This is a genomic window from Hydrogenophaga sp. 2FB, assembly GCF_005503365.1.
GTDB lineage: Bacteria > Pseudomonadota > Gammaproteobacteria > Burkholderiales > Burkholderiaceae_C > Hydrogenophaga.
Window position 1 is genome coordinate 1 of the sequence record NZ_SCML01000062.1, and the last position, 20,749, is coordinate 20,749.

Consider the following 20,749-nt stretch of genomic DNA (forward strand, 5'->3'; position numbering starts at 1 on the left):
ATGCGGGCCGGGGTGATGAGGCGAGCGCGCTCGTCGAGATAGCGCGCGTCGAGCAGGCTGCTCCAGCGGCCACCGGGGGCGGCGACGAAATCCGGGTCGGCCACGTACTGCGCGCGGTCGGCGAACGCCAGGCGCGAGGCTTCGGTGTAGCTGTGCAGCCATTCGGCGGAGGGGAGCGGGTTGGCCATCGCGCCCTGGACCAGCGGTTCCCGCGCCTGCGGCGTGCGCGCCAGCAGGCCCAGGATCTGGCCCACGGCGATTGCACCCGAGCTCGGCGGCGGGAAGCCGCAGACGTTCAAGGTGCGCTGCGCGGTGGTGTAGTCATGGCACAAAGCCTCGCGCTCCCGAGGTTGGTAGCGCTTCAGGTCGTCCAGGCTCAGGCTACCGGGGCGCACGGGGTGTTGCTGGACCTTGTCGACGATGGCTCGGGCCACCGGGCCTTCGTGCAGGGCGATCGGGCCTTGCGTGGCGATGTTGCGCAAGACCTGCGCGAGTTCGGGGTTGCGCAGCATGTGGCCGACCGGGTGGGGTTGTCCGTCGGGTCGGTAGAAATAGGCTGCGGCCACCGGGTCGGACTTCAGTGCGGTTTCGGCCAGCAGCAGCGTATGGAGGCGCGGGCTCACCGCGAAGCCCCGTTCGGCCAGCTGGATCGCGGGGTCGAACAGGCGCGCCCAGGGCAGTTTGCCGTGTTGGCGGTGCGCCTGCGCCAGCATCGCCACCGCGCCCGGCACGCCCACGGAGCGGCCGCTGGCCGCCGCGGTCATGAAGGGCAGGGGCTTGCCTTGTTCATCGAGAAACAGGCGCTCGTTGGCAGCCGCCGGTGCGGTTTCGCGGCCGTCATAAGCCTGCACCTTGCGCCCGTCGTAATGCAGCAGGAAGGCGCCACCACCAATGCCGCTGGACTGCGGTTCCACCAGCGTGAGCACCATCTGCACGGCGATGGCGGCGTCCACCGCACTACCGCCCGCGCGCAGGATGCGCGCGCCCGCCTCGGTGGCCAGCGGGTTGGCCGCGGCCACGGCCTGGCGCTGGAACGTCCAGCCCGGTTTGACGGTCAGGCCCGAGGCGCCCTCGGGCTGCTGCACGGACGAGGGTGCGGTGGGGGTGCCGCAAGCGCTCAACAGGGTGAGCGAGGCGATCAGGCAGGCAAAGCGTGTCATGGCAGGGCTCCCGTTGGTCGATGAGAGTGAGCAACCGTAACCCAGAAACGCCTGTGGACCGAGAGGTCGGTCCACAGATGCGTAAGAAGCCGTTTCACCGGCGGCGGCAGGCCGCCCGTGGCTTACTTCGGCGCCAGGCGGATGGCGCCGTCCAGGCGGATCACTTCGCCATTGAGCATGTCGTTCTCGACAATGTGCTTGGCCAGTTTGGCGTAGTCCTCGGGGGTACCCAGGCGGCTGGGGAAGGGCACGCCAGCGGCGAGCGCGTCCTGCACTTCCTTGGGCATGCCGAACAACATGGGCGTGCCGAAGATGCCGGGGGCAATCGTCATGTTGCGGATGCCGTTGCGGGCCAGGTCGCGCGCGATCGGCAGGGTCATACCGACCACGCCGCCTTTGGAGGCTGCGTAGGCGGCCTGGCCGATCTGGCCGTCGTAGGCCGCCACACTGGCGGTGGAGATCATGACGCCGCGTTCGCCTGTCGCTTCGGGTTCGTTCTTGCACATCGCGTCGGCGGCGAGGCGGATCATGTTGAAGCTGCCCACCAGGTTGACCATGATGGTCTTGGTGTAGACGCCCAGGTTGTGTGCGCCGTTCTTGCCCACGGTCTTCTCGGCTGGTGCGATGCCGGCGCAGTTCACCAGACCCATGAGTTTGCCCAGGGACACGGCCTTGGCCACCACCGCCTGGCCGTCGGCTTCGCTGCTCACGTCGCACTTCACAAAGGCGCCGCCGATCTCCTTGGCCACCGCTTCGCCCTTCTCGGCCTGCATGTCGGCGATCACGACTTTGCCGCCGTTGGCTGCCAGCATGCGCGCCGTGCCTTCACCCAGACCCGACGCGCCGCCGGTGACGATGAATACCTTGCCTTGAATGTCCATGGTGTGCTCCTGTGTGTATGAGGGGGATTGATGTGACGTTGACGTAAACGTCAATTCGACCGGGATTATGCGACATGCGTGTGTCACGCCGCTGTCACGTCGACGTCCTACGCTGTGCGCTTTGTTCCCGGATGGAGCCACCATGTTTGACAGCCCCGACGAGCTGATGCGCCGCATGCACGCCGACCTCATCGACAGCTACGACGAAGAGCTGGAGATGGAGCTGGAAGACGATGCGCTGGATCCGCGCGGGAATGGCGAAGCCGATGCGGCAAGCAAGGCAGCGCGCCGCACCTATTTCCGCGAGCTGTTCCGGTTGCAGGCCGAGCTGGTGAAGCTGCAGGACTGGGTGGTGGCCACGGGACACAAGGTCGTGATCGTGTTCGAGGGCCGCGACGCGGCGGGCAAGGGTGGGGCGATCAAGCGCATCACGCAGCGCCTGAACCCGCGGGTGTGCCGTGTGGCCGCGTTGCCCGCGCCCAACGACCGCGAGCGCACGCAGTGGTACTTCCAGCGCTACGTGGCCCACCTGCCGGCGGCGGGTGAGATGGTGCTGTTCGACCGCAGCTGGTACAACCGCGCCGGTGTCGAGCGGGTCATGGGGTTTTGCACCGACGAGCAGTACGAAGAGTTCTTCCGTTCGGTGCCCGAGTTCGAGAAGATGCTTGTGCGCTCGGGCGTTCAGCTCATCAAATACTGGTTCTCGATTTCGGACGAAGAGCAGAATCTGCGCTTTTTGGGCCGCATCCACGATCCGCTGAAGCAGTGGAAGCTCAGCCCCATGGACCTGGAGAGCCGCCGTCGCTGGGAGCTCTACACGCAGGCAAAAGAAACCATGCTGGAGCGCACCCACATTCCCGAATCGCCTTGGTGGGTGGTGCAGGCCGACGACAAGAAGAAGGCGCGCTTGAACTGCATCCACCATTTGTTGAAACAGATGCCCTACACGGAAGTGGAGCGCGCCAGCATCACGCTGCCCGAACGCGTGCGCCACGAGGGTTACCGGCGCCACCAGGTGCCAGGCGAAATCCACGTGCCCCAGGTGTACTGACCCCCAAAAGACAAAAGCCCTTGGCAAACACCAAGGGCTTTGTTTTTGGCCGGCGCGGAGCTTACTTGTACCCGACGCGGTCCAGCATTTGTTGGACCTTGGTCATGTTCTTCGCCACCACGCCCAGAGGCACGGTCTCGGCCTTGAAGCTGTCACCGCCGATGGCTTTGATGGCCGGGTTGTCGATCTTCAGGCCCTTGACGGTGGGGAACTCGTTGTTGCCATTGGCGAAGTAGTCCTGCGCGTAGGGGCTGGACAGGAATTCCATGAAGGCGATCGCGTTGTCGCGGTTCTTGGCATGCTTGGCCACGCCCGCACCCGCAATGTTCACATGGGTGCCACTGGTGCCCTGGTTGGGGAACATGACCTTGACTTTGCTCATCACGGCCTTGTCTTCTGCCTTGTCGGATTTGACGAGGCGAGCGATGTAGTAGGTGTTGGTCAGGGCCACGCCGCATTCGCCAGAGGCCACACCCTTGATCTGGTCGGTGTCGCCACCCTTGGGCGCGCGCGCCATGTTGTCCACCACGCCCTTGAGCCAGGCTTCTCCCTTCTGATCACCCAGGCGCTCCACCACGGTGGAGAACAGGGACAGGTTGTAGGGGTGCGAACCCGAGCGGGTGCAGACCATGCCCTTGAGCTTCGGGTTGGCCAACTGCTCGTACGTGGCCACGTCTTCGGCCTTGACACGGGCCGGGTCGTAGACGATCACGCGGGCGCGGGTGGAGAAACCCGTCCAGGTCACGCCGTCGGCGGTGGCGTGGGCGCGCAGGTTGGCGGGGATGGCGGCGTCCAGCTTGGCCGACTTGATCGGTTGGAACAGGCCCTGCGTGTCGGCAGTGGCCAGGCGAGCGGCGTCCACCAGCATGATCACGTCGGCCGGAGAGGCAGCACCCTCGGCACGCAGTCGGGCGATGATGCCCGCGTCGTCGGCGTCCACGCGGTTGATCTTGATGCCGGTGGTCTTGGTGAACGTGTCGTACATCACCTCGTCGGTCTGGTAGTGGCGGGCGGAGTACAGGTTGAGCACCTTGTCCTGTGCAAATGCCTGCGTCTGTGCGCCAAGGGAGGCGGCGGCAACGGCCAGCGCCGCGGAAAGCTTGAGCGAGTGTTTCATGCGTATTTCTCGATGGAAGTGGGTGGACGATGACGGCGAAAAACCGCCTGAGAAGGCAGCGCCTGGAACGCCCGGGATAATCGCGGAAGATGCTAGCACAAACAAGAATGGTTCTTAATGACATTTAAGAAAACGAAGGCTTGCTCCCGCCGCCTTGCAATGGGTGCCATGGTCATGCTGATGGCCGCGTGTGGCACCTCGGTGCGATTGCCCGAGACGCCCGTGACCGTACCCGTGCTCACGCCGGAGCCCGTCACCCGCGCACCCCGTCTGGGACTGGCGTTGGGGGGCGGTGCCGCGCGCGGCTTCGCCCACGTGGGCGTGATCCAGGTGCTGGAGCAAAACGGCATCCGCCCGGACTTTGTCGCCGGCACGTCGGTGGGCAGCATGGTGGCCGCGATGTACGCCAGCGGCAAAACCGCCACCGAACTGGAGGCCACCGCACTCAGCATGGAAGAAGCCATGCTCACCGACTGGGCGCTGCCGATTTTCGGGCGGGGCGTGTTGCGCGGCGAGGCACTCACGCGTTATGTGAGGCAGGCCGTGGGTGGCAAGCTGCTGGAGAACATGAAGATCCCGCTGGGCGTGCTGGCCACCGACCTGGCCACCGGGCAAGGTGTGCTGTTTCGCCGCGGCGACGCCGCGCAGGCGGTGCGAGCTTCCAGCGCTGTGCCCGGTGTGTTCGCGCCCGTGAACATCACAGGGCGCGACTATGTGGACGGCGGTCTGGTGGCGCCGGTGCCGGTACGCCAGGCTCGCGACATGGGGGCCGAGGTCGTGCTGGCGGTGGACATTTCGAGTGCGCCCGAGGGCAACTCGGCGGTCGGCAGCGTGCAGGTGCTGTTGCAAACCTTTGCCATCATGGGCCAGAGCATCAACCGCCACGAACTCGCTGGCGCCGACGTGGTCGTGCGTCCGGCACTGGCCGGGGTGGGCGGCGCGGACTTCAGCGCGCGCCAGCGCTCGATCGAAGCGGGCCGGGCCGCCATGCAAGCGGCGCTGCCGCAACTGAAAACCCAGTTGGCCCGCCGGCTGCCCATGACGGGGCGCGGCGAACCATAAAAAAAGCCCTCACTTTGCAGTGAGGGCTTAAGGGGTCCGATGAAATCGAATTTCGAAAAGGACCCGAGGAGACAACCAGAAAAACAGACTTGAGATTCAAGCGCTGCCTTTGTATGGGGGCCAGCGCGTCGTGGTTTGATCCTAGTGCGCCCACCTTGACCTAGGTCAGCGGGCCGATCAACGGCACGATCGCGGTGATGTTCAGCGCTTCTTGGCGGCCGACTTCGTGGCGCTCACAGCGGAAGCGGTCACGGTGTTGAAGTTGGACTCGGCCATTTCGGTGGCTTGCTTGACAGCCTTCTGCACCGATTCCATGGCGTTGTTGGCAGCGGAGACAGCGCTCTTCATCACGGCCACGGCGGTTTCGGAACCGGCGGGGGCGTTCTTGGCGGCGTTGTCCACGACAGCCAGGAATTTCTTCTGGGTGTCGCTGGCTTGTGCTTCAGCGGCCTTGCCGAACTCGGCACCGGTACCGGCGGCGATGTCGTACAGGTGGCGGCTGTAAGCCACGGTCTTCTCGGCCAGCGGCTGGAACAGGTTGGCTTGCAGGGCCAACAGTTCCTGGGCGTCCTTGACGCTCAGCAGGGCTTGCGTGCTGTTGGCGGACTCGGACAGGGCGGCCTTGGTGGCTTGCACGTTCAGATCCACCAGCTTTTCCACGCCTTCGAAGGCCTTCTGGGTCAGACCGAAGATGGTCTCGATGTTGGCTTTCTGGGCGGCAATCACTTGTTCGGCGGTCAACATATTCAATACTCCTGAGCTTGTAAATAAACTGGGTTTAGTTGAAGGCTGCGATGTAATTGCTGCGCTGCAACATGACCCGAATTATAGGGAAGGCTCGCAGGCATGCAAGCCTTTTTTGCTGCGCTGCAGCATTCTAGAGACGGGGTTCTAAAAGGCGGGTTCCGTGGCCCTGTGTCACGGCGCCGACAATGACAGACCATCCTGCGAGGATTTCACGCGTGCACGCCTTCTACGCCGACCACTTCGTTTTGCCGCTGCCCAGCGGGCACCGCTTTCCCATGGCGAAATACGCGCGCCTGCGCGAGCGGCTGGTGGCCGAATTGCCCGAGGTGCGGTTGTTCGAGGCCTTGCCAGCGAGCCCTGGCGAACTGGCCTTGGTGCACACCAGTGCCTACGTCGAGGCCGTGGACACGGGCGGGCTGAGTCCGGCCGCGCAACGCGAGATCGGATTTCCCTGGAGCCAGGCCATGGCCGAGCGGGCGCGCCGCTCGGTGGGCGCCACATTGCAGGCTTGCCGCAGCGCCATGGGGGACGGGGGGCTGGCGGCCAACCTGGCCGGTGGCACGCACCACGCGTATGCCGACAAGGGCAGCGGCTTCTGCGTGTTCAACGACTTCGCCGTGGCCGCGCGCCTGATGCAGGCCGAGCACGAAGCCCTGCGCGTCGCGATCATCGATCTCGATGTGCACCAGGGCAACGGCACGGCGTCGATCTTCTCGAACGATGCCTCCGTGTTCACGCTCTCGCTGCACGGCGCCCGCAATTTCCCGTTTCGCAAGGAAGCGAGCGACCTCGACGTCGAACTGCCCGATGGCTGCGACGACGGTGCCTACCTGGAGGCCCTGGAGCGTGCACTCGGCGAGCTGGAGCGCCGCTTCGAACCGGGCCTCGTGCTGTACCTGGCTGGCGCCGACCCGCACGAGGGTGATCGGCTCGGGCGCCTGAAGCTCACGTTCGATGGCCTGGAGGCGCGCGATCGGCGCGTAATGGATTGGGCCTGGAGCCGGCGGCTGCCGCTGGCCTTGGCCATGGGCGGAGGTTATGGCAATGACCTGGAGGCGACGGTGCAGGTTCAGGTCAACACCTACCGCACCGCGTTGCAATACTGGCAGCGTTGGCACGCGTTGACGCCCAACCCGACGACAGCGGCGGATGCCAGCCGCTGGCACAATGCCTCGGCATGAGCGCTCGCGCCGCAGCGCGCAGCATGAAGATTCCCCCCCAATGAGCAGCACCCCTGGCAGTCCCTCCCCGCGCGCGCAAGCATTGCCCCGCAGCGCCTATCGCGTGTTCCGACCCATCGGCACGCGCTGGGGCGACAACGACATCTACGGCCATGTGAACAACGTGGTGTACTACAGCTGGTTCGACACGGCAGTCAATGCGCACCTGATCGAGCAGGGCGCGCTCGACATCCATGCCGGCGAAGTGATCGGCCTGGTGATCGAGACGCAGTGCAACTACTTCGGGCCTTTGGCTTTTCCCCAGACCGTCTGGGCGGGCCTGCGCGTGGCGCACCTGGGGCGTTCCAGCGTGCGCTACGAAGTGGGCCTGTTCGCCGATGGTGAAGACCTCGCCGCGGCCTGCGGCCATTTCGTGCACGTCTACGTGGACCGCGCCACGCGCCGGCCGGTGCCGCTGCCCGACATTCTCAAGAACACCCTGGAGACCTTGCGATGAGTCAGAACCCCGCCATGCCCTTGATCGACGCCGCCAGCGTCGACAGCGCGATCAACAGCCGCATGTCGACGCGCGCCTTTCTGCCCGACGCGGTGCCGCGTGCGACCATCGAACACCTGCTCCGGCTGGCCAGCCGGGCGCCGTCGGGCACCAACACCCAGCCGTGGAAGGTGTATGTGCTGCAGGGCGCCAGCCGCGACAGTCTGGTCGAGAAGGTCTGTGCCGCGCACGATGCCGTGTGCGCCGACCCCTCGCTGGCGGAGCAGGAGGCCTACGACTACTACCCGGAAAAATGGGTCAGCCCCTACATCGACCGCCGCCGCGAGAACGGCTGGAGCCTGTACGGCCTGCTGGGCATCACCAAGGGCGACAAGGACAAGATGTACGCGCAGCACCAGCGCAACTTCCGCCTGTTCGATGCGCCGGTGGGCCTGATGTTCACCGTCGACCGCGTCATGGGCCGCGGCTCGCTGGTGGACTACGGCATGTTCATGCAGACGCTCATGATCGCCGCCCGTGGCCATGGCCTGCACACCTGCCCGCAAGCAGCGTGGAACAATTTCGCGGGGATCGTCCTGCCGCACATCGGTGCGGGTGACGACGAGATGCTGGTGTGCGGCATGTCGCTGGGTTACGCCGACCCGAACCATCTGGTCAACGGATTCCACACGCCCCGCGAGTCTGTCGAGAGCTTCACGCACTGGCTGGAATAATCGCCGGTTCCCTTTTTCAAATCCATCCAAGGACACCACATCATGATCACAACCCCCAGCGGCCTGCAGTACGAAGACACCGTGGTTGGCAACGGCGAAGTCGCCAAGGCCGGCGGCCCCGTGCAAGTGCACTACACGGGCTGGCTCTACAACGATGGCGTGCAAGGCGCCAAGTTCGATTCCAGCAAGGACCGCGGCCAGCCGTTCGAATTCCCGCTCGGCGCGGGCCACGTCATCAAGGGTTGGGACGAAGGCGTGCAGGGCATGGCCGTGGGCGGCACGCGCCGCCTGGTGATCCCCGCCGCGCTGGGCTACGGCGCGCGCGGTGCTGGCGGCGTGATTCCGCCCAACGCCACGCTGCTGTTCGAAGTGGATCTGCTCGCGGTTTGAGCCGTTGAAGCACCACGGCATCGCGCCCTGGGCGCGCGATGCCGATCACGACCCCAAAGCCCTGTGGAGACATGTTTGAGACAACGACAAGCACCCTGGTGGGGCTTGGCGGCCGCCCTGCTGCCAGGTCTGGCCCAGGCCGCTGAACTGGATGGCAGCCAGCTGTCCGTGTGGTGGGGCGTGCCGTTCGCGGGTGTGCTGCTGTCCATTGCCCTGGTTCCCTTGCTGGCGCCGGCCTTCTGGCACCACCATTTCGGCAAGGTGTCGGCCGCCTGGGCACTGGTGTTTCTGCTGCCGTTCGCCACGGTCATGGGGCCGGGCGTGGCATGGGCGAGCGTGGTGCATGCGCTGCTGGCCGAATACATCCCGTTCATTGTTCTGCTCACGGCGCTGTTCACCGTGGCGGGGGGCATTTTCGTGCGGGGCAATCTGCATGGCAGCCCGGGCCTGAACACCGGCTTGCTGGCCCTGGGCGCGTTGTTCGCCAGCTTCATGGGCACCACGGGCGCGTCGATGCTGTTGATCCGCCCGCTGATTCGCGCCAACGACAACCGCAAGCACAAGGTGCATGTGGTCGTCTTTTTCATCTTCATCGTCTCCAACGCCGGTGGCGCGCTCACACCGCTGGGTGATCCGCCGCTGTTCCTGGGCTTCCTCAAGGGCGTGGATTTTTTCTGGACGGTGACGCACCTCTGGAGCCACACGCTGTTCATCATCGGTGTGCTGCTGGCCGTGTTCTACGCCATTGACTGGTGGTACTACCACCGCCGCGAGGAGATCCAGCCGCAGGACCCGACGCCCGACACGCCGCGCCTGGGCTTCGATGGCAGCGTGAATTTCGGTTTGCTGGGCGTGGTGGTGGCGCTCGTGCTCATGAGCGGCCTGTGGAAGTCGTCCGTGGTGTTCAACATCGCGGGCACCGACGTTGGTCTTCCGGGCTTGCTGCGCGACATCGGGCTGATCGCGGTCACGCTCGTTTCGCTGCGCATCACCCCCGCGGGCGTGCACGAGAACAACCAGTTCGCCTGGGCCCCGATGCTGGAAGTGGCCAAGCTCTTCGCGGCCATCTTCCTCACGATCGTCCCGGTCATCGCCATGCTCAAGGCCGGCGTGGATGGCCCGTTTGGCGCCGTGGTGCGGGCGGTGACGAACGCCGATGGCACGCCCAATCCGGCCATGTACTTCTGGGCCACCGGGCTGCTGAGTTCGTTCCTGGACAACGCGCCCACCTACCTCGTGTTCTTCAACACCGCCGGCGGTGACCCGGCCACCCTGATGACGGCGATGGCCCCGATCCTGGTCGCCGTTTCCGCTGGCGCCGTGTTCATGGGCGCCAACACCTACATCGGCAACGCGCCCAACCTGATGGTCAAGGCGATCGCCGAAGACCGCGGTATTCGCATGCCCAGCTTCTTCGGCTACATGCTCTGGTCGGTCGGCATTCTGGTGCCGCTGTTCGCGCTGCTGACCTGGATCTGGTTCTAACCCCTTCTTCTGCCCCTTCTTCTGACCTCACTTCAAGAAAGTTGATGCCCATGAGCACCCGCCCCGCCATCCTGATCGCCCGCAAGGTTTTCCCCGAAGTGGTGGCCAAGCTGCGCGAGCACTTCGATGTCGACACCAACGAAGACGACGCGCCGCTGACACCCGCGCAACTGGCCGAACGCCTGCAAGGCAAGGTGGGCGTGCTCACCACCGGCAGCGAACGCGTCGACGCGGCCTTGCTCGCGGCATGCCCGCAACTCAAGATCGTGGCGAACATCGCGGTGGGCTACAACAACTACGACCTGCCTGCCATCACCGCGGCGGGCGTGCTGGCCAGCAACACGCCCGACGTGCTCACCGAAACCACGGCCGACTTCGGCTTTGCGTTGCTGCTGGCCACGGCGCGCCGCCTGACCGAGAGCGAGCATTTCCTGCGCGCGGGCCAGTGGAACCGCTGGGCGCTGGACATGTTCGCCGGCGCCGAAGTCAATGGCAGCACGCTGGGCATTCTGGGCATGGGCCGCATCGGCCAAGCCATTGCGCGGCGCGGCGCGCACGGCTTCAACATGAACGTGATCTACCACAACCGCTCGCGCCTGGACGCCGCCACCGAAGCCGAATGCAAGGCGCGCTACGTGGACAAGGCCGAGCTGCTCAAGACCGCCGACCACCTCATCCTGGTGCTGCCTTACAGCGCCGCGTCGCACCACGCCATCGGCGCGGCCGAGATCGCACAGATGAAGCCGACCGCCACCCTGGTCAACATCGCGCGCGGTGGCATCGTGGACGACGCGGCGCTCGCCGTCGCGCTGCGCGAGAAGCGCATCGCCGCCGCCGGGCTGGACGTGTACGAGGGCGAGCCCAGCGTTCACCCGGCTTTGCTCGAGGTGCCCAACATCGTGCTCACGCCGCACATCGCCAGCGCCACCATCACCACGCGCAAGGCCATGGCGAACCTCGCGGCCGACAACGTGATCGCCTACCTGACGCAGGGCAAGACGGTCACGCCGCTGAACCCGGAAGTGGCGGGCCAGCGCTGAGCACGAGACGATGACCAACGACACATTGCTCTGGCTGCTGCTGATCCTGGTGGTGTTCAACCTGGCGCTCGGCGTGTGGCTGCTGCTGCGCCGCACGCCGGTGGATGCGCAGGAACTCGCGCACCGCGAGCGCCTGCTGGATCAACTGCAACAGCAGGGGCAGCAGGTGGGCCAGCGCGTGGAGCGCGTGGAGAGCGAACTGCGCCGCGAGATCAGCGAGCAATCGCGCGGCGGCCGCCAGGAAATGCAGCAGACCCTGGCCACCTTCCAGGAAACGCTCTCGCGCCAGGAGGCCGAAGCCACGCGCACGCAGAACGCGCAACTCGACGCCTTCGCCGTGCAGCTCGTGCAACTGCGCGGCACGCTGGGCGACACGCTCACACGCCAATTGCAGGACATGAGCGAAGGCAACGCGCGCCGCCTGGCCGAGATCCGCACCACGCTGGACGCGCAGCTCGCGCAACTGCAGCAGAGCAACGCCAGCAAACTGGACGAGATGCGCGCCACGGTCGACGAAAAACTGCAGAGTACGCTGCAGGCGCGCCTGGGCGAGAGCTTCAAGCAGGTGGCGGATCGGCTTGAGCAGGTGCACAAGGGCCTGGGCGAGATGCAGACCCTGGCGCAGGGCGTGGGCGACTTGAAGCACCTGCTGACCAATGTGAAAACGCGCGGCATGTTCGGTGAAGCCCAACTGGCCGCCTTGCTCGAACAGGTTTTCGCGCCCGACCAGTACGCCGTGCAGGTGATGACCAAGCCGGGCAGCCGTTTCACGGTCGATTTCGCGATCAAGATGCCCGGCCGCAGCGAGGATGGCGCGCCGTGCTGGTTGCCGATCGACGCCAAATTCCCCAACGAAGATTACGAACGCCTGCTCGACGCGCAGCAGCGCGCCGATGTGGAAGGTGCCGAGCAGGCCGCGCGCGGGCTGGAGCAGCGCATCCGGCTCGAAGCGAAATCCATGGCCGACAAATACCTGCAGCCGCCACACACCACCGACTTCGCCATCCTGTTCCTGCCCACAGAAGGCCTGTATGCCGAGGTGCTGCGCCGCCCCGGCCTCATGGAAGTGCTGCAGCGCGAACACCGCGTGACCCTGGCCGGGCCCACCACGCTCATGGCCATGCTCAACTCGCTGCAGATGGGCTTTCGCACGCTGGCGCTGGAGAAGCGCTCGAGCGAGGTGTGGCAGGTGCTGGGCGCGGTCAAGACCGAGTTCGGCAAGTTTGGCGACGTGCTCGCGCGCGTGAAGAGCCAGACCCAGACCGTGCTCAACACGCTCGACAGCGCCGAGACGCGCAGCCGCGCGATGGGCCGTGCGCTCAAGGCGGTGGAGGCTTTGCCACAAGACCAGGCCAGCGCGCTGCTGCCGCTGGACCCGAACGACAACGGAGACACTTGAACCCCTCGCTACGAACCGATCTCACGCGCCTGATCGCGGCGCAGATCTGCATTCATGCCTGCATGACAGGCTTTCGCATGGCCGCGCCGCTCATGGCGCTGCGCGAGGGTTACAGCCCGGCCGCCGTGGGCATGTTGCTGGCGTTGTTTGCGCTGGCGCCGGTGTTCATGGCCTTGCCGTCGGGGCGATACGCCGACCGGCGCGGGCTCAAGAAGCCGGTGCTGCTGTCGGTGGGCATTGCATCGGCCGGTGCGGCGCTCGCGGTGCTGTTTCCGGTGTTCATCGTGCTCTGCGTGACGGCGCTGACCTGCGGCGCGGCCACGGGCCTGGCCATGATCGCGCTGCAGCGGCACGTGGGGCGCCTGGCCAACGGGCCGATCGAACTCAAGCAGGTGTTCAGCTGGATGGCCATTGGCCCGTCGATCTCCAACTTCCTCGGTCCCTTCGCGGCGGGCGTGGTGATCGACACGTTCGGCTTTCGGGCATCGTTCCTGTTGCTCGCGCTGCTGCCGTCGCTGGCGTGGTACTGGATACGGCACACGGTCGAGCACGCACCGGTATCGCCCAAGCCGGGCGAGGGCAGCGGCTCGTCATGGAACCTGCTGCGCGACAAGGGCTTTCGCAAGCTGATGGCGCTCAACTGGATGCTGTCGTCGTGCTGGGACGTGCACACTTTCCTGGTGCCGGTGCTGGGCCACGAACGCGGCCTGAGCGCCACCGTGATCGGCTCCATCCTGGGCGCGTTCGCGCTCGCCGCCACCGCCATTCGCCTGCTCATTCCGCTGCTGGCCGCGCACCTGCGCGAGTCGATGGTGATCGGCTCGGCCATGTGCGCCACCGCCGTGCTGTTCGCCATCTACCCGATGGTGCACGCGGCCTGGGCCATGGGCGTGTTGTCGGTGCTGCTGGGTTTCTCCCTGGGCACGGTGCAGCCCATGATCATGAGCTCGTTGCACCAGATGACGCCGCACCACCGGCAGGGTGAAGCCTTGGGGCTGCGCGCCATGGCCATCAATGGATCGAGCGTGGTGATGCCGCTGCTGTTCGGCTCGGCCGGCGCCCTGGTGGGCGTGGGCGCGGTGTTCTGGCTGGTAGGCGCGGTGGTGGGGCTGGGCTCTCCGCTGGCCTGGACGCTGCGCACGGAGCCTGCGCACGACGCGCCGCAGCGCATGCCCTGAACGTTGCGTTTCAGGCGGACGTGAGTCGGGGCGCGGGCGGTTTGCGCGCCACCGATGCCACGGCGCGATGCGGCGCGCGCGCCGCGGGCAGGCTGAAGCCCAGGCCGGCGAGGTACACATCCATCGTGTCGCGCCCGCTCTTCACGAGGTCAAACGCCTCGGGGTCCAGCAGCCAGTTCTGAATCAGGCCGTCCATGATCACGTGCAGGCCCAGCGCGGCGGTGCACAGCGGCACGCCAAGCTGGATGCCTTCGCGTTGCACCGCCTGTTGCAGGATCTCTTCGGTCATCTCCATGCATTCGTTGCGCACTTGTAGGTGGCGGTCGCGCACGGCCTGCATTTCGCTCACGTACTCGACCTTGTGCGTGGCCACCTCGAACACCCGGCGGGTCTGGTCGTCGGTGGCGGTCTGCTTGAGCGCGGCCATCATCGAGTCGCGCAGCGAGAGCAGGGGGTTGGCCGTGGTGTCGGCCGTGCGCGCGGTGCAGGCCAGCGTGCCTTCGAGCGGCATGGTCACGCGTTCCATCATCGCGTTGAACAGGTCGGCCTTGTCCTTGAAGTGCCAGTAGATCGCGCCGCGCGTGGTGCCGGCGGCGGTCGCGATGTCGTTGAGCGAGGTGCGTGAAACGCCACGCTCCTGAAACAACTGCTCGGCAGCATCGAGCAGGCTGTTGCGTGTGGCCAGCGCATCGGCTTTGGTTCGTCGAACCATGGCTTTGTGTCTCCAGAATAGAAGCCCTTGGGAGTTCTCGGGACTATACATACATTCGTGCATGTATGTATACTTTCCGGCTTTCGACGACACAACCTGCTAGGGTATTCCCTCGCGTTTGTGCCTTCCCGCCCTGTAGAGAGCGCCCCTTTTTCCAAAACTCCAAGGACTCCTATGCCCGCCTTGAGCCCATTCAAGCCTGTGCCCGCGTCGCACATCAACCTGATGCGCGGACTCTCCGTCATCGCACTGGCCGTGGTGCTGGCCGCCTGCGGAAAGTCCGATGCGCCCGAAGGCGCTGCTCCTGGCGGTGGCATGCCCGCGCCCGAAGTGGGTGTGGTCACGGTGGCCCCGACCGATGTCGGTCTGGTCACCGAGTTGCCCGGTCGCCTGGAGGCTTCGCGCGTGGCGGAAGTGCGCGCCCGGGCCGCGGGCATCCTGCAGGAACGCCTGTTCCGCGAAGGCAGCGACGTCAAGGCAGGACAACCGCTGTTCCGCATCGACTCTGCCCCCTACAACGCGGCCTTGCAGAGCGCGCAGGCCAGCCTGGCGCGCTCGCAGGCCAACCTCACGCAGGCCGCGGCGCTGGCCAACCGCTATGCGCCGCTGGTGAAGGAAAACGCCATCAGCCAGCAGGAATACGCCTCCGCCGTGGCGGCCCAGAAACAGGCCGAGGCCGACGTCGCTGCCGGCAAGGCCGCGGTGCAGACCGCCAACATCAACCTGGGCTATGCCCGTGTGACCGCGCCCATTTCGGGCCGCATCGGCCGCGCGCTGGTGACCGAGGGCGCGCTGGTGGGGCAGGGCGAGGCCACGCAACTGGCGGTGATCCAGCAGATCAATCCGATGTACGTGAATTTCACGCAGTCGGCCTCCGAGGTGTTCAACCTGCGCAAGGGCATGGCCAGCGGCACGCTCAAGAGCGCGAACGCGCAATCGGTCCCGGTACAGGTGGTGCTGGAAGACGGCAGCGTGTACGAGCAGCCGGGTCGTCTGCTGTTCTCCGACCTGACGGTGGACAGCGCCACCGGCCAGGTGACATTGCGCGCGGAAATCCCGAACCCCAAGGGCACGTTGCTGCCAGGCCTCTACGTGCGCGTGCGCCTGGAGCAGGCCAAGGCCAGCAATGCTTTCACGCTGCCGCAGCAGTCCGTGACCCGCACCAACCAGGGCGACACCGTCTCCGTGGTGGGCGCCGACGGCAAGATCGAGCCGCGCAAGGTGAAGGTGGGCGGCCAGCAGAACGGCCAGTGGGTCATCCTCGACGGCGTGAAGGCCGGCGAACAGATCATGGTCGACGGCTTCCAGAAGCTGCAGATGATGCCGCCCGGCACGCCCGTGAAGGCGGTGCCCTGGCAAGCGCCGGGCAGCGCGCCCGCGGCGGCGCCCGCCGCACCGACCCCTTCGTCCGCGCCTGACGCTGCGGCCCCGAAGACCGAGGCTGCAAAGTAAGGAGCGCCCGATATGGCGAAGTTTTTTATTGACCGGCCCATCTTTGCGTGGGTGATAGCGCTGTTCGTCATGGTGATCGGTGGCGTGGCCATCACCCAGTTGCCGATCGCACAGTACCCACCGGTGGCCCCTCCGGCCATCGTCATCAACACCGCCTACCCTGGCGCCTCGGCCACCACGCTGGAAGACAGCGTGTTGTCCGTGATCGAGCGCGAGATGAACGGCGCGCCCGGCCTGATCTACATGGAATCGGTGGCACAGGCCGATGGCAGCGGCAGCATCACGCTGAGCTTCGAGACCGGCACCGACGCCGACCTCGCGCAGGTGGACGTGCAGAACCGGCTCTCCCGGGCCACGCCGCGCCTGCCTGCGGCGGTGACGCAGCAGGGCGTGCGGGTGGACAAGTCGAACAACAACTTCCTGTTGTTTGCCATGCTGTCCAGCGACGATCCCGCGCTGGACCCGGTGGCGCTGGGCGACTACTCCGCGCGCTCCATCGTGCCCGAAATTCAGCGTCTGGCTGGTGTGGGGCAGGCCCAGCTGTTCGGTTCCGAGCGGGCCATGCGCATCTGGATCGACCCGGCCAAGCTGCTCGGCTTCAACCTGAGTTCGGCCGACGTCACCAACGCCATCCGCGCGCAGAACGCGCAGGTCTCGGCCGGTGAAATCGGCGCGCTGCCCAACGTGGGTGGACAGAGCATCGCGGCCACCGTGGTGGTCAACGGCCAGCTCGGCAACGTCGAGGCTTTCGGCAACATCGTGCTGCGCGCCAGCCCCGACGGTGCCACCGTGCGCCTCAAGGACGTGGCCCGCATCGAACTGGGCGGCCAGGCCTATGCCACGTCGGCGCGCCTGAACGGCAAGCCCGCGGTGGGTATCGGCGTGCAGCTCTCGCCCAGCGGCAACGCACTTGCCACGGCCGAGGCGGTGCGCGCCAAGATGCACGAGCTCGAGCGCTTCTTTCCCACCGGCATGGAGTGGTCGATCCCTTACGACAGCTCGCGCTTCGTGAAGATCTCCATCCAGCAAGTGGCGGCCACGCTCGGCGAGGCCATGGTGCTGGTGTTCCTGGTGATGTTCCTGTTCCTGCAGAACATCCGCTACACGATCATTCCGACCATCGTCGTGCCGATTGCGTTGCTGGGCACCTTTGCGGCGCTGCTTACCATGGGCTTCTCCATCAACGTGCTGACCATGTTCGGCATGGTGCTGGTGATCGGTATCGTGGTGGACGACGCCATCGTGGTGGTGGAGAACGTCGAGCGCATCATGAGCGAAGAGGGGCTCTCGCCGCGCGAGGCGACCCGCAAGGCCATGTCGCAGATCTCCGGCGCCATCGTCGGTGTGACCGTGGTGCTGATCTCGGTGTTCGTGCCGCTGGCCTTCTTCGCCGGCTCGGTGGGCAACATCTACCGCCAGTTCTCGGCGGTGATGGGTGTGTCCATCGCGTTCTCGGCCTTCATGGCCCTGTCGCTCACGCCGGCGCTGTGCGCCACGCTGCTCAAGCCGGTCGAGGCCGGGCACCACCACGAGAAGAAGGGCTTCTTCGGCTGGTTCAACCGCGGCTTCTCGCGCACCGCCAAACGCTACGAAAGTGGCGTGGCCGCGCTGCTGCCGCGTGCCGGTCGCACGCTGATCATCTACGTGGCGATCGTCGCCGTGGCGGCCGTGGTCTACATGCGCCTGCCCACCTCGTTCCTGCCCAACGAAGACCAGGGCAACTTGCTGGTGAACGTGCAATTGCCACCCGGTGCCACGCAAGAGCGCACGCTGGAGGTGATGAAGCAGGTGGAAGGTTTCATCCTGAAGCAACCCGAAGTGGAGAGCATGGTCGGCGTGCTCGGCTTCAGCTTCTCCGGCCAGGGCCAGAACGCGGCGCTCGCCTTCGTCACGCTCAAGGACTGGGAGGAGCGCGCGGCGCCAGAAAGCTCGGCCGAGGCCTTGGCCGGGCGCGCGTTTGGCGCACTCTCGGGCATTCGCGACGCGTTCATCTATCCGCTGAGCCCGCCACCCATTCCGGAACTGGGTGCCTCGTCGGGCTTCAGCTTCCGCCTGCAAGACCGGGGTGGTCTGGGCCGCGAAGCGCTGATGAACGCGCGCAACCAGTTGTTGGGCATGGCGTCGCAGAGCAAGGTGATCACCCAGGTGCGCCCGGATGGCCTGGAAGATGCGCCGCAGCTGCAGATCGACATCGACCGCGACAAGGCCAACGCCTTGGGCGTGGGCTTCGACGTGATCAACTCCGCCATCGGCACCGCGCTCGGGTCGAGCTACGTCAACGACTTCCCCAACGCGGGTCGTCTGCAGCGTGTGGTGGTGCAGGCCGACGCGCCGGCCCGCATGCAGCCCGAAGACTTGCTGCGCCTGAACGTGGTGAACAACAAGGGGCAGGCGGTGCCGCTGTCGGCGTTCGCGAGCACGCACTGGATCACCGGTCCGATGCAGACCGTGCGCTACAACGGCTACCCGTCGGTGCGCATCAGCGGCAGCGCCGCGCCTGGCATGAGCACGGGTGCGGCCATCGCCGAGATGGAACAACTCGCGGCCAAGTTGCCACAAGGCATCGGCTATGAGTGGACCGGCCAGACGCGCGAAGAAAAGCTCGCCGGCTCGCAGGCCATCATCCTGTATGCCTTCGCCATCCTGGCCGTGTTCCTGTGCCTGGCCGCGCTGTACGAGAGCTGGACCATCCCGCTGTCCGTGATTCTGGTGGTGCCGCTGGGCGTGCTCGGTGTGCTGTTGGCGACCTTGTTGCGCAACTACTCGAACGACGTGTACTTCCAGGTGGGACTGATCACGATCATCGGCTTGTCGGCGAAGAACGCGATTCTGATCATCGAGTTCGCCAAAGACTTGCAGGCGCAGGGCAAGAGCGTGATCGCGGCCGCGCTGGAGGCCGCCCACATCCGGTTCCGCCCCATCATCATGACCTCGATGGCCTTCACCCTGGGTGTGTTGCCTTTGGCGATTGCCTCGGGCGCGGGTTCGGCCAGCCAACGCGCCATCGGCACCGGTGTGATCGGCGGCATGCTCACCGGCACCGTGCTGGCCGTGGTGTTCGTGCCTATCTTTTTCGTGGTGGTGCGCACGATGTTCAAAGGCAGCGAGCGCCAACGCCGGCTCGACGCCGAACAAGCTGCCGCCCACCGTGGCCCTGGAGTGCACATTGATGTCTGAACGTATGAATCCCCCTCGCATCGTCCTGACGCTGCTGGCTGTCGCTGCACTGTCCGCTTGTTCGTTCATTCCCAAGTACGAGCGCCCCGAGGCGCCGGTCGCTTCGCAATTCCCTGGACCGCAGCCGGCCGCCGTGGCCGGTGCCACCTCGGGTGCCGACATCGCCTGGCAAGAGTTCATCGGTGATGCGCGGCTGCGCGATCTGGTGGCGCTGGCGCTGAAGAACAACCGCGACCTGCGCGTGGCCACGCTCAACATCGAGCAGGTGCGTGCGCAGTACCAGATTCGCCGCGCCGATCAGTTCCCGACGATCGGGATCGGTGCCAGTGGCAACCGCCAACCCAACGGCACCGGTGGCATCACCAGCCTCTACAGCGTGGGACTGGCGCTCAGCAGCTGGGAGATCGACTTCTTCGGCCGCCTCGGTAGCCTGAAGGAAGCTGCGCTGGCGCAGTACCTCGCTAGCGAGGAAGCACAACGCGCTGCGCAGACCAGCCTGGTGGCGGCCGTGGCCAGCACCTGGCTGAGCCTGCAAGCCAACGACGAACTGCTGGCGCTGACCGAGAGCACCGTGGCCACGCGCGACGAATCGCTGCGCCTGAGCAAGCTGCGTTTCGACGCGGGTGCGACGTCCGCGCTGGATCTGCGCCAGGCCGAGTCGCTGACGGCCGCGGCCCAATCCGCGCTGGCTCAGCAACGGCGCCTGCGCGCGCTGGATCTGAACGCGCTCACCTTGCTGGTGGGTCAAACGCCGCCTGCCGAGTTGCTGCCCGTGCCGCCGACCATGCCAGCGACCGTCGTCGCCACGACAACGGGCGCTGAGGTGGTGGCCGTGCCGACCGCGCCGGTGCCAGCCGCATCGATGCTGCGCGAGGTGCCGGCCGGCCTGCCGTCCGACCTGCTCACGCGCCGTGCCGACATCCGCCAGGCCGAGCAGCAACTGATTTCGGCCAACGCCAACATCGGTGCCGCGCGCGCCGCGTTCTTCCCGCGGATCTCGCTCACCGCGAGCGCGGGCACGGCCAGCAGCAGCCTCTCGGGGCTGTTCAAGGACGGTTCCTGGGGCTTCACGCTCGCGCCGCAGGCCCTGCTGCCGATCTTCGACGCCGGGCGCAACCGCGCCAACCTGGATTCGTCCAACGCGGCGCGCGACATCGCGATCGCGCAGTACGAAAAGGCCATCCAGACCGCGTTCCGCGAAGTGGCCGATGCACTGGCGGGCAGCGCGACCTTGGGAGATCAGTTGAGCGCCCAGGAACTGCAGGCCAGGGCCGAAGCCGAACGCTTCCGGCTGGCCGAGCTGCGTTACCGCAATGGCGTGGCGAGCTTCCTGGATGTGCTGGACGCGCAACGCTCGCTGTTCACGACCCAACAGGCGCTGGCGCAAACGCGTCTGGCGCAGCAGCAAAACCAGGTGAACCTGTACAAGGCACTTGGCGGCGGCTGGAAAGAGTAAAGACTCCTCCTCCAAGGGTCTTTTTTCACGGCGCTCCCTGGAGCGCCGTTTT

Annotated in this window: 18 protein-coding genes; 13 read left to right on the plus strand and 5 right to left on the minus strand. The window is 66.2% G+C overall.

The genetic code is table 11. The features are described from left to right. Together FFS09_RS26035 and FFS09_RS26040 are read right to left on the minus strand one after the other, a co-directional pair. On the minus strand, nucleotides 1–1,160 hold a 1,160-nt coding region (locus FFS09_RS26035; RefSeq protein WP_171020199.1), incomplete at its 3' end, for a gamma-glutamyltransferase family protein. 122 nt (nucleotides 1,161–1,282) lie between these two features. Further along, a complete protein-coding gene (locus FFS09_RS26040) occupies nucleotides 1,283–2,041 on the minus strand; it encodes a 3-hydroxyacyl-CoA dehydrogenase (protein ID WP_137921853.1) in 759 nt (252 codons plus the stop codon). 142 nt (nucleotides 2,042–2,183) lie between these two features. Here FFS09_RS26040 and ppk2 point away from each other — a divergent pair, with 142 nt between their 5' ends. Further along, nucleotides 2,184–3,092, plus strand: a complete 909-nt coding sequence (gene ppk2, locus FFS09_RS26045) for a polyphosphate kinase 2 (RefSeq protein ID WP_137921854.1) — start codon at nucleotides 2,184–2,186, stop codon at nucleotides 3,090–3,092. A gap of 61 nt (nucleotides 3,093–3,153) precedes the next feature. Here the strand turns inward: ppk2 and FFS09_RS26050 are convergent, their stop codons facing one another. Continuing rightward, the gene (locus FFS09_RS26050) at nucleotides 3,154–4,209 is read right to left on the minus strand and encodes an extracellular solute-binding protein (RefSeq protein WP_137921855.1); all 1,056 of its coding nucleotides are present in this window, start codon (nucleotides 4,207–4,209) and stop codon (nucleotides 3,154–3,156) included. A 168-nt stretch (nucleotides 4,210–4,377) separates the two neighbouring features. On the opposite strand from FFS09_RS26050, the gene FFS09_RS26055 reads away from it, so the two are divergent. Then, nucleotides 4,378–5,271 (plus strand): patatin-like phospholipase family protein, encoded by an 894-nt coding sequence (locus FFS09_RS26055; protein WP_137921882.1) that lies wholly within the window; start codon nucleotides 4,378–4,380, stop codon nucleotides 5,269–5,271. A 201-nt stretch (nucleotides 5,272–5,472) separates the two neighbouring features. On the opposite strand, the gene FFS09_RS26060 is transcribed toward FFS09_RS26055, so the two are convergent. After that, on the minus strand, nucleotides 5,473–6,015 hold the full coding sequence (locus FFS09_RS26060) for a phasin family protein (protein ID WP_137921856.1): 543 nt from the start codon (nucleotides 6,013–6,015) through the stop codon (nucleotides 5,473–5,475). A 218-nt stretch (nucleotides 6,016–6,233) separates the two neighbouring features. Here FFS09_RS26060 and FFS09_RS26065 point away from each other — a divergent pair, with 218 nt between their 5' ends. The 8 genes from FFS09_RS26065 (at nucleotide 6,234) to FFS09_RS26100 (ending at nucleotide 13,900) form a co-directional block, all read left to right on the plus strand. Continuing rightward, nucleotides 6,234–7,199 carry a histone deacetylase family protein gene (locus tag FFS09_RS26065; protein WP_171020200.1) on the plus strand — a complete coding sequence of 322 codons (966 nt, stop codon included), beginning with the start codon at nucleotides 6,234–6,236 and terminating at the stop codon, nucleotides 7,197–7,199. Between the two features lie 40 nt (nucleotides 7,200–7,239). Then, nucleotides 7,240–7,695, plus strand: a complete 456-nt coding sequence (locus FFS09_RS26070) for an acyl-CoA thioesterase (protein WP_137921857.1) — start codon at nucleotides 7,240–7,242, stop codon at nucleotides 7,693–7,695. Beyond that, complete coding sequence (locus tag FFS09_RS26075) at nucleotides 7,692–8,408, plus strand: nitroreductase (RefSeq protein WP_137921858.1); 717 nt, start codon at nucleotides 7,692–7,694, stop codon at nucleotides 8,406–8,408. Before FFS09_RS26070 ends, FFS09_RS26075 begins: the two co-directional genes overlap by 4 nt. 42 nt (nucleotides 8,409–8,450) lie before the next feature. Then, nucleotides 8,451–8,798, plus strand: coding sequence for an FKBP-type peptidyl-prolyl cis-trans isomerase (locus FFS09_RS26080; RefSeq protein WP_137921859.1), 348 nt, complete (start codon nucleotides 8,451–8,453; stop codon nucleotides 8,796–8,798). Between the two features lie 75 nt (nucleotides 8,799–8,873). Further along, on the plus strand, nucleotides 8,874–10,283 hold the full coding sequence (locus FFS09_RS26085; protein ID WP_137921860.1) for a sodium:proton antiporter: 1,410 nt from the start codon (nucleotides 8,874–8,876) through the stop codon (nucleotides 10,281–10,283). Nucleotides 10,284–10,333: 50 nt separating this feature from the next. Beyond that, the gene (locus FFS09_RS26090; RefSeq protein WP_137921861.1) at nucleotides 10,334–11,323 is read left to right on the plus strand and encodes a 2-hydroxyacid dehydrogenase; all 990 of its coding nucleotides are present in this window, start codon (nucleotides 10,334–10,336) and stop codon (nucleotides 11,321–11,323) included. Nucleotides 11,324–11,333: 10 nt separating this feature from the next. Then, nucleotides 11,334–12,722, plus strand: coding sequence for a DNA recombination protein RmuC (locus tag FFS09_RS26095; protein WP_137921862.1), 1,389 nt, complete (start codon nucleotides 11,334–11,336; stop codon nucleotides 12,720–12,722). Continuing rightward, a complete protein-coding gene (locus FFS09_RS26100; protein WP_137921863.1) occupies nucleotides 12,719–13,900 on the plus strand; it encodes an MFS transporter in 1,182 nt (393 codons plus the stop codon). The genes FFS09_RS26095 and FFS09_RS26100 overlap by 4 nt, the downstream gene beginning before the upstream one ends. A gap of 10 nt (nucleotides 13,901–13,910) precedes the next feature. On the opposite strand, the gene FFS09_RS26105 is transcribed toward FFS09_RS26100, so the two are convergent. Beyond that, nucleotides 13,911–14,612: a TetR family transcriptional regulator gene (locus FFS09_RS26105; RefSeq protein WP_137921864.1), complete on the minus strand. Its 702-nt coding sequence runs from the start codon at nucleotides 14,610–14,612 to the stop codon at nucleotides 13,911–13,913. 174 nt (nucleotides 14,613–14,786) lie between these two features. On the opposite strand from FFS09_RS26105, the gene FFS09_RS26110 reads away from it, so the two are divergent. From FFS09_RS26110 to FFS09_RS26120, 3 genes are read left to right on the plus strand one after another with little or no spacing between them, the layout of a single operon-like run. After that, a complete protein-coding gene (locus FFS09_RS26110) occupies nucleotides 14,787–16,064 on the plus strand; it encodes an efflux RND transporter periplasmic adaptor subunit (protein WP_137921865.1) in 1,278 nt (425 codons plus the stop codon). A gap of 12 nt (nucleotides 16,065–16,076) precedes the next feature. Next, nucleotides 16,077–19,241 (plus strand): efflux RND transporter permease subunit, encoded by a 3,165-nt coding sequence (locus tag FFS09_RS26115; protein WP_137921866.1) that lies wholly within the window; start codon nucleotides 16,077–16,079, stop codon nucleotides 19,239–19,241. After that, complete coding sequence (locus FFS09_RS26120) at nucleotides 19,234–20,697, plus strand: efflux transporter outer membrane subunit (protein WP_137921867.1); 1,464 nt, start codon at nucleotides 19,234–19,236, stop codon at nucleotides 20,695–20,697. Before FFS09_RS26115 ends, FFS09_RS26120 begins: the two co-directional genes overlap by 8 nt. The last annotated feature ends 52 nt before the right edge of the window (nucleotides 20,698–20,749 follow it).